Source organism: Micromonospora sp. NPDC049282 (genome assembly GCF_043197045.1).
Taxonomy (GTDB): domain Bacteria; phylum Actinomycetota; class Actinomycetes; order Mycobacteriales; family Micromonosporaceae; genus Micromonospora.
The window spans coordinates 1-15,346 of record NZ_JBICSL010000034.1 but is presented as its reverse complement, the minus strand read 5'-3'; the positions used below and the strand labels follow the sequence as shown (position 1 = coordinate 15,346).

Annotated in this window: 13 protein-coding genes; 4 read left to right on the top strand and 9 right to left on the bottom strand. The window is 73.1% G+C overall.

Features of this window, described 5'->3' with window-relative positions; translation table 11 throughout:
- Nucleotides 1-174: 174 nt before the first annotated feature.
- Complete coding sequence (locus tag ACGFI2_RS30390; protein WP_393523581.1) at nucleotides 175-1,554, bottom strand: MFS transporter; 1,380 nt, start codon at nucleotides 1,552-1,554, stop codon at nucleotides 175-177.
- Nucleotides 1,555-1,609: 55 nt separating this feature from the next.
- Nucleotides 1,610-1,870: a hypothetical protein gene (locus ACGFI2_RS30385; protein WP_393523578.1), complete on the bottom strand. Its 261-nt coding sequence runs from the start codon at nucleotides 1,868-1,870 to the stop codon at nucleotides 1,610-1,612.
- Between the two features lie 209 nt (nucleotides 1,871-2,079).
- On the opposite strand from ACGFI2_RS30385, the gene ACGFI2_RS30380 reads away from it, so the two are divergent.
- Nucleotides 2,080-6,540, top strand: a complete 4,461-nt coding sequence (locus tag ACGFI2_RS30380) for an HAD-IC family P-type ATPase (RefSeq protein ID WP_393523586.1) — start codon at nucleotides 2,080-2,082, stop codon at nucleotides 6,538-6,540.
- Nucleotides 6,530-7,318, top strand: coding sequence for an MBL fold metallo-hydrolase (locus ACGFI2_RS30375; RefSeq protein WP_393523575.1), 789 nt, complete (start codon nucleotides 6,530-6,532; stop codon nucleotides 7,316-7,318). The genes ACGFI2_RS30380 and ACGFI2_RS30375 overlap by 11 nt, the downstream gene beginning before the upstream one ends.
- A 7-nt stretch (nucleotides 7,319-7,325) precedes the next feature.
- On the opposite strand, the gene ACGFI2_RS30370 is transcribed toward ACGFI2_RS30375, so the two are convergent.
- Nucleotides 7,326-8,297, bottom strand: a complete 972-nt coding sequence (locus ACGFI2_RS30370) for an L-threonylcarbamoyladenylate synthase (protein WP_393523573.1) — start codon at nucleotides 8,295-8,297, stop codon at nucleotides 7,326-7,328.
- A gap of 95 nt (nucleotides 8,298-8,392) precedes the next feature.
- Nucleotides 8,393-8,983, bottom strand: coding sequence for a helix-turn-helix domain-containing protein (locus ACGFI2_RS30365; protein WP_393523571.1), 591 nt, complete (start codon nucleotides 8,981-8,983; stop codon nucleotides 8,393-8,395).
- Between the two features lie 64 nt (nucleotides 8,984-9,047).
- Between ACGFI2_RS30365 and ACGFI2_RS30360 the strand changes: the two genes are divergently transcribed.
- Complete coding sequence (locus ACGFI2_RS30360) at nucleotides 9,048-9,638, top strand: dienelactone hydrolase family protein (RefSeq protein ID WP_393523568.1); 591 nt, start codon at nucleotides 9,048-9,050, stop codon at nucleotides 9,636-9,638.
- Nucleotides 9,639-9,663: 25 nt separating this feature from the next.
- Here the strand turns inward: ACGFI2_RS30360 and ACGFI2_RS30355 are convergent, their stop codons facing one another.
- The 5 genes from ACGFI2_RS30355 to ACGFI2_RS30335 all read right to left on the bottom strand — a co-directional run bounded on the left by ACGFI2_RS30355 (nucleotide 9,664) and on the right by ACGFI2_RS30335 (nucleotide 14,694).
- A complete protein-coding gene (locus tag ACGFI2_RS30355; protein WP_393523566.1) occupies nucleotides 9,664-10,050 on the bottom strand; it encodes a VOC family protein in 387 nt (128 codons plus the stop codon).
- Nucleotides 10,047-10,349, bottom strand: coding sequence for an ArsR/SmtB family transcription factor (locus ACGFI2_RS30350; RefSeq protein ID WP_393523584.1), 303 nt, complete (start codon nucleotides 10,347-10,349; stop codon nucleotides 10,047-10,049). The genes ACGFI2_RS30355 and ACGFI2_RS30350 overlap by 4 nt, the downstream gene beginning before the upstream one ends.
- 119 nt (nucleotides 10,350-10,468) lie before the next feature.
- On the bottom strand, nucleotides 10,469-11,620 hold the full coding sequence (gene argJ, locus ACGFI2_RS30345) for a bifunctional glutamate N-acetyltransferase/amino-acid acetyltransferase ArgJ (RefSeq protein ID WP_393523563.1): 1,152 nt from the start codon (nucleotides 11,618-11,620) through the stop codon (nucleotides 10,469-10,471).
- A 207-nt stretch (nucleotides 11,621-11,827) separates the two neighbouring features.
- Nucleotides 11,828-13,048 (bottom strand): low temperature requirement protein A, encoded by a 1,221-nt coding sequence (locus tag ACGFI2_RS30340; RefSeq protein WP_393523561.1) that lies wholly within the window; start codon nucleotides 13,046-13,048, stop codon nucleotides 11,828-11,830.
- A gap of 1,139 nt (nucleotides 13,049-14,187) precedes the next feature.
- Entirely contained in the window at nucleotides 14,188-14,694 is a 507-nt protein-coding gene (locus ACGFI2_RS30335) for a SigE family RNA polymerase sigma factor (protein ID WP_393523559.1), read from the bottom strand.
- A 268-nt stretch (nucleotides 14,695-14,962) separates the two neighbouring features.
- Here ACGFI2_RS30335 and ACGFI2_RS30330 point away from each other — a divergent pair, with 268 nt between their 5' ends.
- Entirely contained in the window at nucleotides 14,963-15,223 is a 261-nt protein-coding gene (locus ACGFI2_RS30330; RefSeq protein WP_393523556.1) for a tyrosine-type recombinase/integrase, read from the top strand.
- The last annotated feature ends 123 nt before the right edge of the window (nucleotides 15,224-15,346 follow it).

Here is a 15,346-nt window from a genome sequence, read left to right as displayed (position 1 = left end):
TGGCCATGCTCAACCTCGGCGGTCACCGCCCCCAACTCCCCAACCGATGACCCACACATCCATCACAAGACCCATATTTATGACCGAGAGGTATAGCCCGAAAAAGTGATGCCCTTTTCCTGCGGCATCACGCTGCGTAAGACACGCCCGTGGCGGCGGGCCGGCGCCGCGGCCTCAAACGGCCGGTCGGGGTGCCACGCGACCGGCGAGCAGCAGACCGAGCAGGCCGCAGCCGGCCGCCACGCCCAGCGTGGCCGCGTAGCTCGCCGGACCGGGCGACGAGCCGCTGGCCAGCACCGCCCCGGTCAGCGCCAGCACGGTGGCGGCCGCCAGCGAGTCGCCCAGTTGCAACGCCGAGGAGTTCCGGCCCTGCTCGGCCGGGGCGGACAACTCCAGGGTGAGCACCGACAGCGAGGGATAGAGCAGCCCCATGCCCAGACCGGCGACCGCCCAGGCGAGCACCGCCGGTGCCACCGGGATGCCCGGCAGCAGCGCCGACGCCACGCCGGCCGTGCCGACGGCGATGCAGGCCAGCCCGGCCCGGGGCAGGCCGGCGGTGGAGCGGGGCGTGGCGATCCGGCCCTGGACCCACGAGCCCACCGACCAGGAGAGCGCCCCGACGGTCAGCACCAGCCCGGCGCCGGTGGGCGAGAAGCCACGCTCCCGGGAGAGCATCAGCGGGATCACCACCTCCGCGCCGACGAACGCCGCCGAGGCCAGGCCGCGCAGGCCGATCACCGTCGGCAGCCCGCGCGCCGCCCGCAGGAACCCGGGTGGCAACAGCCGAGGTACGCAGGTGAGCAACCCGGCCAGCGCCACCGCGATGAGGCCGGCGGCGAGCACGCCGCGCTGCTGCCCCCCGTGGTGCAGCAGTGCGGCGCTCGCCCCCGCCCCGCAGGCCCAGCCCACCCGGGCCAGCGCCCCGACCGGCGGGCGGGTCGGCACGGTGCCGGCCAGCGACCGCAGTCCCGGCTGGACCAGCAGCACCGCCGGCACCGCGACCGCCGGCACCGCCAGGAACACCCACCGCCAGCCCAGGTGCTCCACGATCAGGCCGGCCAACGCCGGCCCGACCAGCGACGGCACCACCCAGGCCGCCGCGAAGGCGGCGAACATCCGCCGCCGCAACCGCTCCGGGTACGCGTGCCCGACGATCACGTAGAGCGCCACCGAGAGCAGACCCGAGCCGAAGCCCTGCACCACCCGCCCGGCGACCAGCGCACCCATGCTGGTGGCGGCGCCCGCCAGGGCCAGACCGGCGACGAACCAGGCCACGCCGTGCCACATGGCCCCGCGCGGACCGCGCGCGTCGCACCAGATACCGGAGGCCACCATCGCCACCACCCCGGAGGCGAACGGTCCACCGAACGCCAGCGCGTACAGGCCGAGCCCGTCCAGGCTGCGCGCGACCGTCGGCATGGCGGTGCCCACCGCGAGGGCCTCGAACGCGAGCAGCGACACCAGGGCGACGCTGCCCACGGTCATCGCCCGCAGGCCCGGCGACCACAGCCCGACCGTGGAAGTCTCGGGTGCGGCGGCGGTGGCGGTCGTCATGGGCCACAGCCTGCTACTTCGACCGCGGTTGAAGTCAACTGTGGGCCCGGTCTCGTCAGGCGGTCTCCAACGCCTCGCCGACGCCCTTCGCCAGGCCGGACACGTGCTGGTCGGCGAGGACGTGCCCGGCGGTGATGACCAGGGCGAGCGGCCACTCGATCACCTGCAACGCGGCGAGCACCCCGATGCCGGCGTAGTAGGCCAGCTTGTCCGGCGGGGGCACGGCCACCTCACCCAGCAGCGGGACGTCCACCCGTCGGCTGTACGCGTGGATCATCTCCCGCGATCCGCTCAGGTGTCGCGTCAGCGTGCTCATCCTGCCTCCCCGGTTGCGACGACGGCATCGACCCCACCGGCATTCCACCGCCCTCGGCGTCCATGCCCCGGGCAGCGGGAAACTTCCCCCGGCCCCGGGGCATAACGGACGCCGCGCCGGGAAGTCGGGCCGCCGGGACGATTCCGGGAGGCGAGATGGCGTACGGCTTCGCCGGTCTCCTGCTGTCGCCGGCCGCCGTGCCGGACGCCATGGCGCGGGTGGCGCGTACCGTCGGGTCGGCCCTGCCCGGCGCCACCGTGCCGCCCGGTGTCACCGAGGCGGCGGGGAGCGTGGGGGCCGTCGCCACCCGCCTGGCCCGGCTGACCGGCCTGAGCCGCCGTCGGGTGTGGTCGCGGGACGGGCGGCACCACATCGAGGTGCACGGCGTCTGCCAGGACGGCGGAGACCGGCTGGCCCGGCAGGTCGAGGCGGCGCTGGAGGCCGTGCCGGGGGTGAGCTGGGCCCGGGTGAACGCGCCGTCCGGCCGCGTGGTGGTGGCGACCGGGGAGCCGGCGCCGAAGCTGCGCGACCTGATCGACACCGTGACGCGCGCCGAGCGGGCCTGCCCGTACGAGCCGGACCCGGAGATCCCGCCGCCGCATCCGCCCGAGGACGGCCCGCGCACCCCCCGTACGCTCGGCGCGCTCGTCTCCGACGCGCTCGGCCTGACCATCTCCGCGGCCACCCGGGTCCTGCCGTTCACACCGGTCCCCGGTGAGGTGGCGGGTCTGCTGAACGCGGTCGACCTGCACCCGAAGCTGCACGCGCTGGCCGACCGTGGCCTGCGTGCCGACCCCCGCGCCGAGGTGCTCTTCCCGCTCGCCGAGGCGGTGGTGCAGGGCCTCACCGGCGGTTGGGCCGGCATCGTGCTCGACGGCGCGCAGCGGGTGGTGCAGTGGGGTGAGGCGCGGGCCCATCTCGCCGCCTGGAGCCGGGCCGAACCGAGGCTGACCGGGGACCCCGACCGGGCGGTCGCGCGGGTCCCGGACAGTGAGCGGCCCGGCCCGGTCCCGGACGGGCCGGCCGAGCGCTACGTCCGGCGGATGCTCGCCACCGGCGCGGTGGCCGGCGCGGCCGCGGTTCCGGTGGCCGGCGGCAAGCGGGCCGCCGCGCTGGCGCTCTCCTCGCTGCCCAAGGCGCCGGGCAGCGGTCGCGAGGGCTACGCGGCGCAGCTCGGCCGGATGCTGGCCCGGCGCGGCGTGATCGCCATGGACCGTAGCGTGCTGCGCGAGCTGGACCGGATCGACACCGTGCTGCTGGACGCCGCGGTGCTCGGCTCCGACCGGGGTGTGCTGTCCGACCTGGCGCCGCTGCCCGGTGCCGACACCCAGCAGGTGGCCGCCCGCGCGTTCGCGCTGTTCGACCCCGCCGACCCGGACGCCGTACGGGCCGACGACGGGTGGCGGATCGGGCCGTTGGACCACCTCGACGCCGAGGACCCCGGGGACACCCCGGACAGCGAGCGGCTGCGCGCCGACGGGGAACGGCTGCTCGGCCTGGCCCAGGGTGGCCGCCTCGCCGCCCTGCTGCGGGTGGAGCCGGAACCCGCGCCCGGGGTGGACGCGCTGGTGTCCGCCGCCCGCCAGGCCGGATTCCGGCTCGTGATCGGCGGCGCCGAGGACGGCCGGTACGACTTCGGCGACCGGCGGGTGCCGGGCGGGACCGGGCTCGGCGGCGCGGTCCGCGACCTGCAACGCGAGGGCGCGGTGGTGCTGGTGGTCTCCGGGGAGCGCTCGGCGCTCGCCGCCGCCGACTGTGGCCTCGGCGTGTCCGCGCCGGACGACCTGCCGCCGTGGGGCGCGCACCTGCTGGTCGGCGACGACCTGCGGATCCCTGCCCTGATCATCGACGCCGCCGGGGTGGCCCGCCGGATGACCGGGCAGAACATCCGGATCGCCATGGCCGGCAGCGGGCTCGGCGCGCTCGGCGCGTTCACCGCCGACCGGCGGCACCTGCCGCGCCGGACCCTGGCGGCGGTGAACGGCGCCGCCGCGGTCGCGTTCGCGCACGGCGTCTTCCGGGCCCACCGGCTGCCGGACCGCACCGGCAGCCCGATGCCGGCGATCACCGCCTGGCATCTGATGCCGGTGGAGACCGTCCTGGAGCAGCTCGGCAGCCACCCGAGCGGGCTGACCGACGAGGAGGCCGGCCGCCGCCGGGGCGCGGCGGCCGGCGACGGACACGGGTACGGGCCGGTCGGGCTGCTCCGCGCGTTCGTCGACGAGTTGTCCAATCCACTCACCCCGGTGCTGGCCGCCGGGGCGGTGCTGTCCGCCGCGTTCGGCTCGCTCGTCGACGCGGCGCTGGTGGGCGGCCTGGTCGGCGGCTCCGCGCTGGTCGGCGCGGTGCACCAGCGCAACACCGAACGTTCCCTGGCCGAGCTGCTGTCCCGGTCGGCGATCACCAGCCGGGTGCGGCGCGACGGCGCGGAACGGGTGGTGCCCGCCGAGGACCTGGTGCCCGGCGACGTGATCAGTGTCGGCTCCGGTGACGCCGTGCCGGCGGACTGCCGGGTGCTGACCAGCGACGGCCTGGAGGCCGACGAGTCGTCCCTGACCGGCGAGTCGCTGCCGGTGGCGAAGAGCCCCGAACCGGTGGTCGCCGCGGCGCTCGCCGAGCGCCACTCGATGCTCTTCGAGGGCACCACCGTGGCCGCCGGACACGGCACCGCCGTGGTGGTGGCCACCGGCGCGGAGACCGAGTCGGGGCGGAGCATGGCCCTGGCCCGGCAGGCCCCGCCGACCAGCGGGGTGGAGGCGCGGCTCGGCAGGCTGACCAGCACCGCCGTACCGCTGGCGGCCGGCTCGGCGATCGCGGTGGCCGGGGCGGGGCTGCTGCGGGGCGTACCCCTGGCCGAGACGGCGGCGACCGCCGCGAACCTGGCCGTGGCGTCGGTGCCGGAGGGGCTGCCGTTCCTGGTCAGTGCCGCGCAGTTGGCGGCGGCGCGGCGGCTGGCCGAGCACGGCGCGCTGGTCCGCAACCCCCGCACCATCGAGGCGCTGGGCCGGGTGGACGTGCTCTGCTTCGACAAGACGGGCACGCTGACCGAGGGGAAGTTGCTGCTGGCCGGCGTGGGCACCGGCGACGACCGGTACGCCCCGGCAGACCGTCTGGACGACCCGCTCCGGTCGACGCTGGCGGCGGGGCTGCGGGCCACTCCGGCCGCGGCCGACCCGGACGAGTTGCCGCAGCAGACCGACCGGGCGGTACGCCGGGGCGCGAACGCGGCCGGGGTGACCGAGCGCACCGGGGCGGCGGACTGGACCGCGACGGGTGGACTGCCGTTCGAGCCGTCCCGGGGTTACAGCGCCACCGTCGGGCGCACCGCGGAGGGGTCGCTGCTCAGCGTGAAGGGCGCGCCCGAGTCGGTGCTGCCGCGCTGCACGTCCCGGCGTACCGCCGGGGGTGACCGCCCGTTGGACGCCGCCGGCCGGGACGAGGTGCAGGCGATGCTGGCCGCCCGGGCCGGCGCCGGGCACCGCATCCTCGCGCTGGCCGAGTGTCCCGTCTCCACCGACGCGGTCACCGACGAGCAGGTGGACGGGCTGGTCTTCGTGGGTTTCCTGACGCTCGCGGACGGGGTGCGGGAGAGCGCCCGGCCGGCGGTGGAGCGGATCCGGAAGGCGGGCGTGCACACCGTCATGATCACCGGGGACCATCCGGCCACCGCCGAGGCCATCGCCGCCACCATCAGCCCCGACCACGGGCAGCAGCGGGTGGTGACCGCCACCGACCTGGACCGGCTCGACGACACCGCGCTCGCCGAGCGGCTGATGGCCACCGACGTGGTGGCCCGCTGCACGCCCGCGCACAAGGTACGGATCATCCAGGCGTTGCAGCGTCACGGTCGGACCGTGGCGATGACCGGCGACGGCGCCAACGACGCCCCGGCGATCCGCCTGGCCGACGTCGGCATCGCGCTCGGCCAGCGCGGTACCCCGGCCGCCCGCGCCGCCGCTGACCTGGTGGTCACCGACGACCGGCTGGAGACGATCATCGCCACCCTGGTCGAGGGGCGGGCCATGTGGTCGTCGGTCCGGCACGCGCTGAGCATCCTGGTCGGCGGCAACCTCGGCGAGATCGCGTTCAGCGTGCTGACCGCCGCCTCGACCGGCCGGTCCGCCCTGACCGGCCGGCAGTTGCTGCTGGTCAACCTGCTCACCGACCTGGCTCCGGCGCTGGCCATCGCGGTCCGCCCGCCCGCCGAGGACCGCACCGACCGCCTGCTGGGGGAGGGCCCGGACACGTCGCTCGGCGCCACCATGACCCGGGAGATCGGGCTGCGCGCGGCGGCGACCACGCTGGGCGCGACCGCGGGCTGGACGCTGGCCCGGTGGACCGGCACCCGACGCCGCGCCGGCACGGTGGCGCTGGCCTCGCTGATCGGCACCCAGCTCGGCCAGACGGTGCTGGCCGGCGGCACCAGCCCCACCGTGCTGGTCGCCACCGCCGCGTCGGTCGGCGTGCTGGTCGTGGTGGTCCAGACGCCGGGGGTCAGCCAGTTCTTCGGCTGCACCCCGCTCGGCCCAGTGGGCTGGACCATCGCCACCGGCTCGGCACTCGGCGCGACGTTCGCCAACGGCGCGTTGACCCGGCTGGTGGACCGCCTGCCGCAGCCCGGTTCGCATGGGCGCACCGATCAGGGGTACGGCGAAGCGCATGACGCCTGAGGTGACCTTCGTCGGTACGGCTACCACGGTGCTCCGGATCGGCGGCTTCACCCTGCTCACCGACCCGAACTTCCTGCACCGGGGGCAGCGGGCCTATCTGGGTCGGGGGCTGTGGTCGAAGCGGAGCACCGATCCGGCGCTGACCATCGGTGAGCTGCCCCCGCTGGACGCGGTCGTCCTGTCCCACCTGCACGGCGACCACTTCGACCGGGTGGCCCGGCGCGGGCTGGACCACTCCCTGCCGATCCTCACCACGCCCGAGGCGGGACGCAAGCTGCGCCGTTGGGGGTTCGAGGCGGCGGCGGGCCTGCCCACCTGGCGCTCGCACGAGCTGCACCGGGGCGACGAGACCCTGCGGCTGACCGCGCTGCCCGGCCAGCACGGGCCCGGCCTGCTGGACCGCGCGCTGCCGGACGTGATGGGCAGCCTGATCGACCTGGAGCAGGGCGGCGAGCGGCGGTTCCGCCTCTACGTCACCGGGGACACGCTGCGCCGACCGCGGCTCGCCGAGATCCCGCGGCGCTTTCCGGGCATCGACGCGATGCTGATCCACCTCGGCGGCACCCGGATCGCCGGCATCCTGCTCACCATGGACGCCCGGCAGGGCGCCGACGTGGTCGAGCTGATCCGGCCGCGGCTGACCGTGCCGATCCACTACGACGACTACCCGGTGTTCCGCTCCCCGCTGCGGCACTTCGTGGCGGAGGCCCGGCGGCGCGGCTTCGCCGGCCAGGTCCGCACCGTCCACCGCGGCGAGACGGTGCCGCTGACCCCCTGAGCGCCGGTCAGCGCCAGGTGGCGGCGGCCCGGCGCAACCGGTCGTTGATCGCCCGGCCGACCCCCTCGTCGGGCACCGGCTCGGCCACGATCCCGGTCACCCCGGCCGCGTCGAGCCGGTGCAACGCGTCGAAGAGCCGTGCGGCCGCCGCGGTCAGGTCACCGTCGGGCGAGAGCACCTCCACCGCCGCCCAGTCGCCGTCCGCCGGTGCTTCCCGGAAGGCCAGGAACCCTTGCCGGCCGCCGTCGCGCTCGGCCGCCGTGCCCACCCGCAACGGGGTACGCGGGGCGTAGTGCGCGGCCAGCGTCCCGGGCGCGACCGGCTGGCCGGAGCTGCCCTGGCGTACGTCGACCGGTCCGATCGCCTCGACCAGCGCCTCGACCGGCAGCGCGCCGAGCCGGAGCACCACCGGCCGCTCACCTCGGGCGTCCACGATGGTGGACTCGATCCCGCACCGGGTGGGCCCACCGTCGAGCACCACGTCCACCGCGGCACCCAGCCCGGCCACCACGTGCTCGGCCCGGGTCGGGCTGAGCTGGCCGAACCGGTTGGCGCTCGGCGCGGCCACCGGCACGCCGGCGGCGGCGATCAAGGCCCGGGCGGCCGGCTCGTCCGGCACCCGCACCGCCATCGTCTCCAGCCCGGAGGTGACGATCGGCGGGATCGCCGCGGGCCGGTCCACGATCAGCGTGAGCGGGCCGGGCCAGAACCGCTCCACCAGCGCGGCCACGGCCGGTGGCACGGCGCCGACGAGCGCGGGCAGGTCGGCGGCGTCGGCCAGGTGGCTGATCAGCGGGTCGAAGCTGGGCCGGGCCTTCGCCTCGAAGATCCGTGCCGCGGCGCGGGCGTCCAGCGCGTTCGCGCCCAACCCGTAGACCGTCTCGGTGGGGAAGGCGACGAGCCCACCGGCGCGCAGGACGGCGGCGGCCTCGTCGATGCCGCTGTCGGCCGGTAGGACGCGGGGGGTTCCGGTGCTCACGCTCCGACGCTAGCCTGCCCCGGTCGCCGGCCCCGCGCGGCCCTGCCGGCATCGCCGGTCACCGGCAGGCGGCGGTTCGCAGCCGCTTCGCGTGGTCAGGCCGGCGGGTCGGCCGCGGGGTCGGCGTCGGGCAGGGTGGGCGCGTCGGTGGGGTAGAGCCCGGCGGCAAAGCCGTACACCTGGTCGCCGGCGCGCGGGATCTGCGCGAAGCGCCGGGCCAGCGTCTGCACCTCCGCCCAGAACTCCCGTACGTCCTCGACCGGGATACGCGCGTGCACAAGCGTGCATCGCAGCTCGTCGGCGGCGTGCGCGGCGGCTGCCTCGGCCGCGGCCTCGGCGAGCCCGTTGATGCGTGCGACGACCTGCTTGTCCTCCGGACGGTGGAGCGCGCCGACGTAGAAGGTGCGGGCCACCCGGCCGTAGAAGCGTTCCTCGATGGCCCGGACCCGACGGGTGCGTACCACCCGCAGCAGGCCGGCGTCGACCAACTGGTTCACGTGGTAGGCCACGCTGCTCTTCGGCCGGTCCACGGCGCGGGCCAGCTCGTTGACCGTGGCGGCGCGTTCCAGCAGCAGCTCCAGCAGGGTGCCCCGGAGCGGGTCGGCGAGCGCGCGCAACTGCTCGGGCGCGGTGACCACGAGCAGGTCGTCGAGGTCGTAGTCCGGGATCCGCTGATTGACCGACATTTCTCGACCGTTCTAATATTCTGGTTCGTTCGATGATTCTGGTCCGACAGTCAGGAGTCTAGAGATGGCCGAGATCCTCCTCTTCCACCACCTGCGGGGGCGCACCGACGGCGTCCGCGCCCTCGCCGACGCGCTCGGCGCCGGCGGGCACACCGTGCACGTCCCCGACCTCTTCGACGGCGAGTTGCCGGCCAGTGTCGAGGAGGGCTCGGCGCTGACCAAGCGGATCGGCGCCGACGTCCTCGACCGGCACGCCGACCGGATCGCCGCCGACCTGCGTCCCGACCTGGTCTACGCCGGCGTCTCCTGGGGCGCGGCCATCGCCCAGCGGCTCGCCCAGACCCGACCCGGCGCCCGCGCCGCCCTGCTCTACGAGGCCTGCCTGCCGGTCACCGGCGAATGGGCGGTCGGCCCCTGGCCCGACGGCGTGGCGGTGCAGGTCCACGGCATGGAGCGGGACCCGTTCTTCGGACTGGAGGGCGACGTCGACGCCGCTCGCGAACTGGTCTCGATCGTCGGCCCGGAGCGCGGCGAGCTGTTCGTCTACCCGGGTGACCGGCACCTGTTCACCGACCGCTCGCTCCCGTCGTACGACGCGGAGGCCACCGCGCTGGTGGTGAGCCGCAGCCGCGACCTGCTCGACCGGCTGGGCTGACCGGTCGGCCGGCGTCCGGTTGCCGCTACCTGTACTGCGCGATCTGGATCAGGTTGCCGCAGGTGTCGTCGAACACCGCCGTCGCGACCGGGCCCATGTCGACCGGCTCCTGGGTGAACAGCACACCGAGCTGCCGCAACCGCTCGTGCTCGGCCGCGACGTCGTCCACCGCGAACTGCGTCAGCGGGATGCCGTCGCCCGCGAGCGCCTCCTTGAACGCCTTGGCGGCCGGGTGCGCGTCGGGCTCCAACAGCAGCTCGATGCCGTCCGGCGCGTCCGGCGAGACGACGGTCAGCCAGCGGTGCTCGCCGGTCGGCACGTCCGTCTTCCGCACGAAGCCCAGCACCTCGGTGTAGAAGCGCAGCGCCTTGTCCTGGTCGTCGACGTACACGCTCGTCAGGTTGATTCTCATGGCGTCTCCTCGGTGGTTTCGGACCTGAGCCATCGCTCGGTGATGGATCGCAGCGGCCGGGTGTCGAGATGGTGGAACTTGTAGCGTCCCTGCCGTCGCGTGATGATCAGGCCGGCGGCCTCCAGGACGTCGAGGTGCTGGGAGATCGCCTGCCGGGACGAGCCGACCTGGTGCCTGGTGGCCAACCGGCCGCAGATCTCGAACAGGGTCTGACCGTCGCGTTCGGTCAGCTCGTCGAGGATCAGGCGGCGGGTGTGGTCGGCCAGCGCCTGGTAGAGATCGCCCACGTCCACCACGATAGGCAAGCCCGGACTTGCATACAATCCCCGTCCGGGCCGGCCCCTGACCGAAACGCCGCCGGACTAAGGGCTTGTCCGGCGCCGGGGTGGTTCCCATGGCGGGCACCACCCCGCGGGCGTCAGGTGGTGTAGTCGGCGTTTATCCGGATGTATCCCTCGGTCAGGTCACAGCCGTAAACGGTGAAGGCACCGGCGGCGATGCCCAGGTCCACCTCGATCACCACGTCGTCGCCGCGCAGGTGATCCTGCAACCGCCGCAACGTCTCGTCCGTCGCCGGCGCGGGAAAGACCTCCAGGCCGCCGAAGCCGATACGCACCCGATCCGGCCGGATGTCGTCGTCCTCCTCGCATTTGCCCACGGCCATCGCCACCCGCCCCCAGTTCGGGTCGGCGCCGTGTACAGCGGTCTTCACCAGCGGTGAGTTCACCACCGCCTTGCCGACCCGCTTGGCCTGGTCGTCGTCGCGGGCGCCGGTCACCCGGACCTCGATCAGCTTGCTGGCGCCCTCGCCGTCGCGAGCCACCATCCGCACCAGGTCGAGGGCGCAGGCGTGCAGCGACTCCGCGAACTCGTCGAGGTTGACCGGCCCGGCGAGCCCGTTGGCGAAGATGGCCGCGGTGTCGCTCGTCGAGGTGTCGGTGTCGATGCTCACCGCGTTGAAGGTCCGACCGATCACCGCGCGGAACACCCGGTCCAGGTCTGCGGCGGCGATAGCGGCATCGGTGCAGAAGAAGGTCAACAGCGTGGCCATGTTGGGTTCGATCATGCCGACGCCCTTGGCGACTCCCACGACGGCGGCCGCACCGCACCGCGAACGCGACACCTTCGGATGGGTGTCGGTCGTCATCATGGCCGCGGCGATCCGGTCGAAGTCCGCCGGCGGGAACGGCCCGCGCAGCCCGGCGAGGCGCTCACGCAACCGGGGCATCGGGTACTGCCGTCCGATCACCCCGGTCGAGGCGATCAGCAGGTCGTCCGGATCCAACCCCAGCGCCTGGGCGGTCATCGCCCGGACCTCACGGGCGTTCGCCATGCCCTCCTCGCCGGTGGCGACGTTGGCGTTGCGGGCGAGCACCACCACGCCACGGGCCGACGACGTACGCGCCGAGCGGCTGAGCGTCACACTGGGACCGGCGAACCGGGACCGGGTGAAGACCGCCGCGCTGGCCGCGGGCACTTCCGAGACCAGCGCGGCGAAGTCGTCGCCCTCGTCCTTGAGCCCCGCGTTGCCGACGAGCGCACGGAAACCCCGGGGGGCGATGGTGTCCACGTGATGACTCTCCCTGATCGACCACGAGCGGCATGAACATACCGCGGTTCACAGGAATATGCGTCCCGGTGTCCGTCATCTGATCGGGACCGCCCGGCCGACGGCGCAGCGGCGGTGGCAGACCTCAACCCGTTTCGACCATCGGTTGGTGGAGGGTGACGGGCGTTGAGCGTCAAAGCATGGCGGTCCTCAGTCTGCCGCCCATGGTCAGCTCGGCGGCGTGGGTGCCTCAGCGGGCCTTCCAGCTGCCCGGCGAGCGTCGGCGACTGCGATCGCGATCAGCACCACGGGCACTGCGGCGACCACCGCCAGCGGCGGGGCGAAGGCTAGCGGCACGGCGAGCAACAGCAGAGCAGCAATGCCGAGCAGTCGGTGCCTGGAGACGCGCGAGAAGACAACCCACTCCAGCAGCGTGCGGCCCGCCACGTACAGGGCTGGGCCGCCGAGCATCAACGCAAGCCAGGACTTGAACGTATGGCCGGTGGGGTGCCTTTGCACCAGTTCATTGCCGATGGCGGTGGCGGCAACCCCGATGATCATGAAGAGATGGGCGGTGCCGGCTACTCGGCCCAGGCTGGCGGGATTGGCCGCCAACCTGACCGCCGACCCGAACAGCTCGCCTGCTTTGTAGAAGTAGATACGCCAAAGCAGCACAGCAGTGATGAACGCGATGACCAGGCCAAGCGTCTGCGGGAGGCGCGGGTTCCCGGACGCCTCGGTGTAGGCGATCCCGACCGCGAGGATCGTCTCCCCGAGCGCAATCAGCAGCAACTGTTGGTACCGATCGGCGAGATGCCCGGCAGCGGATTCCCAAGCCAAGATGCGCTCTGGCCCCTGCCACGGCACCCACCAGCCCAGCCGGGCCGATCCGTACTCGATGGCGATCGCGAGCGACCAAAGCAGGGTCCTGGCCGAACCGTGGGCGAGGGCACCGAGCAGCCACGCCACGGCGGACACGCAGAACCAAACCAGGATTCCCCAATAGAGGCGCTGTAACCAATGTGACCGCAGTGCCAGAGCGACCACCAGTGCCCGGCCGGCCTGGAGCGCGACGTAGACGCTGGCGAACATCCACGCACTGCCGTCGAACGCCCTCGGGGTGGCGACGCCCAGGAGCAGCACACCGAAGGCCGTCACCAGCACCATGACCTGCACCGCCAGGCGGCGGGGCTCGAAGCGCGCCGTGCTGTAGGCCGTCATTGACCAGACCCAAATCAGCGGCAGGATCAGCAGCAGTGCCTGCAGCAGACTCGCCCATCGCACTGCACCAGAGGCAGACGCCAGTTGCGCCGTGCTAGCCACCAGTCGGTTGAGAGCGAAGACCAGCACAAGATCGAAGAAGAGTTCGACGAAGCTCGCTTCCTGCTTGCTCCGCTCCCCCCGGAGGAGCTTCACCCCCGAACCAATGGCCGCACCAGCACCCTCCATGCGAGCCATTCAATGCCGGAATGCCGCCGCGCGAAGGACGATTGTCGGCATCCGAGTACTCGTTCCTGAGCACGGCCCTCAACTGGCCGGCCCAGACGGCCCAGCGACGGCCCCAGGACCGGTCATCGCTGGCATGTCGCACGGTCAGATTGGGAATCGGGTTGAGTCACGGCCGCCGGGCGTGGTGCCCGCTGGCCGTGGGGCCACGGGCGACCTGGCCACGCTCTACGACCCGCCCCTACTGACCGATGTTGACCGCTGCATCGGGCACGGATCGGGCACGGGCCTCCACCCGCAATCCAAGGGAGAGCCAACAGAGGAAGGAAACGGGCCGTGACCTGGCCGGATGGTGTGGTGGAGCCCAGGGACTCGAACCCTAACCCCTGCCTTGCAAAGGCGGATGGCGGGCGCTGAGCGTGACCGACAAGCGGCAACGTCGTCTTTCACTCAGCGCCCGTCGTCCGCTGTCGGGGCTTACCACCGGATGTCACCGCTTCTGCTGACGCTCCAGCCTTGTCGGCCGGCGTTGTTCGGCCTCGGCTGGCGCAAGTGGCAGGCACTCAAGGTCAGACCCGGCTGAGCCCGCCACCGCAAGTGGCAGGCCCAGCGCGCGCAGAGGCGCTGCTCCAAGGGTTTGGGCGAGCGCCGGGATCAGCGCGGGCTGAGGCTGGGGCTAGGGCTGAGGCCGGGCTTACTCGGCTTGGGGCTAGGGCTGAGGCCCGGCCCGCTCGGCTTGGGGCTAGGGCTGAGGCCCGGCCCGCTCGGCTTGGGGCTAGGGCTGAGACCGGGCCCGCTCGGCTTGGGGCTAGGGCTGAGGCCCGGCCCGCTCGGCTTGGGGCTAGGGCTGAGGCCCGGCCCGCTCGGCTTGGGGCTAGGGCTGAGGCCGGGCTCACTCGGGCTGGCGGTTGGGACGGGGTTCGCCGGCTGTGACGGCCGGCCATCGTTGCTGCCGCTGGCGGCAAATGCAAACGGCGTGGCGATCACGAGGGCGGCCAGCACGCCGGCCGCACTCGCCGCCACGGTGTTCCGGCGACGGTTACGCGCCCGCCGCTCCGCCCTGCTCAATGAATCCTGCATAGTTGGTGCCTCCTCGGCCATCTCGGAGAGGGTGGAGCGGAGTAGGTGTTCGAACGACTCAGTCATCGCTGCAGCTCCAGCAGTTCCGTGTTCGGGAGAAGTTGGCGCAGCCGGGTGACCGCGCGGTGGGTTCGGCTGCGAACCGTCCCAACCGAGCAGCCCAGCAGCTCGGCGACCTCGGCCTCCGGCAGATCCTCGTAATAACGGAGGACCACCACTGCTCGCTGTGCTGGCGGCAACTGCCACAGTGCGGCCTGTAGTGCCAACCGGAGATCCGTTCCCGTACTCGGATCGGCCACCACGGAAGCGTCCGTACCGATTGATACCTCCCGGCGGCGACGCAACCGCCGCCACCAACTGACCTGCTCTCGGTACATGACCGCCCGCAGGTACCCCTCCGGATCGGAATGGCGAATACTCCGCCACCTCGGGATCGTCTTTGCCAGCGCCGACTGGAACAAGTCCTCGGCGCTGCTCCGGTCACCGGTGAGCAGGTAGGCGACCCGTATCAGCACCGGCGCACGGCTAGCCACGAAATCGGCCAGCAGTGCCCGTTCGTCGTCTTCCACCCCACCACTCTCGTTTCCTCGTTCTCACCCGTTACAGACGTCTGAAGACCGTGCGGCTATCCCGGAGCCGACGAGATTTTCAGGACAGCTCCCTCGGCTTGATGCCCGTGACGTGTGGTGGCTTGGCGACCCGCGCGCATAGTGCGTGCACCGCGCGCCCTTCCTGGTCCCACACCGTCAGTTTGGAAGAGCGTGCTCAACCGGCCGTGATGTCCGCCGTGAGTCCGCACATCGTGGAACGGGCCTGCTCCCCGGTGTCAATGCCCTGATGGAGCCGCGGAACGTCAACCGGCGCTTCGAGCAGCTCCGCGCGGCGGCCGGACTGGACTGGTTGCACCTGCACGACCTTCGGCACGCCTTCGCCACGTTCCTTCTCGACCAGGGCGAGGAGTTGCGCACGGTGATGGAGCTGCTCGGGCACTCCACGATCCGGATGACGGCCGACACCTATGGCCACGTCCTGCCGGCGCGTGCCCGCCAAGCTACCTCCGCCATCGACCGGCTTCTCGGCGAGAAGGGGACGGCGTGAACGGCTTGGCTGTACGGATGGCTGTACTCGGTGTCAACGCCGCCTCAAACGGGACCACCGTGGTCCGGCTGAAACTGGACCACCTCGGTTTGGTTGATCTTTAGTCGTTGGTCTTGGTGGCTG

Excerpts from the sequence above, each read along its gene's own strand:
- ACGFI2_RS30375 (WP_393523575.1), top strand. The coding sequence starts at position 6,530 with ATGACGCCTGAGGTGACCTTCGTCGGTACGGCTACCACGGTGCTCCGG.
- ACGFI2_RS30340 (WP_393523561.1), bottom strand. The coding sequence starts at position 13,048 with ATGGAGGGTGCTGGTGCGGCCATTGGTTCGGGGGTGAAGCTCCTCCGG.
- ACGFI2_RS30390 (WP_393523581.1), bottom strand. The coding sequence starts at position 1,554 with ATGACGACCGCCACCGCCGCCGCACCCGAGACTTCCACGGTCGGGCTG.
- ACGFI2_RS30355 (WP_393523566.1), bottom strand. The coding sequence starts at position 10,050 with ATGAGAATCAACCTGACGAGCGTGTACGTCGACGACCAGGACAAGGCG.
- ACGFI2_RS30360 (WP_393523568.1), top strand. The coding sequence starts at position 9,048 with ATGGCCGAGATCCTCCTCTTCCACCACCTGCGGGGGCGCACCGACGGC.
- ACGFI2_RS30330 (WP_393523556.1), top strand. The coding sequence starts at position 14,963 with ATGGAGCCGCGGAACGTCAACCGGCGCTTCGAGCAGCTCCGCGCGGCG.
- ACGFI2_RS30385 (WP_393523578.1), bottom strand. The coding sequence starts at position 1,870 with ATGAGCACGCTGACGCGACACCTGAGCGGATCGCGGGAGATGATCCAC.
- ACGFI2_RS30365 (WP_393523571.1), bottom strand. The coding sequence starts at position 8,983 with ATGTCGGTCAATCAGCGGATCCCGGACTACGACCTCGACGACCTGCTC.
- ACGFI2_RS30380 (WP_393523586.1), top strand. The coding sequence starts at position 2,080 with ATGGCGCGGGTGGCGCGTACCGTCGGGTCGGCCCTGCCCGGCGCCACC.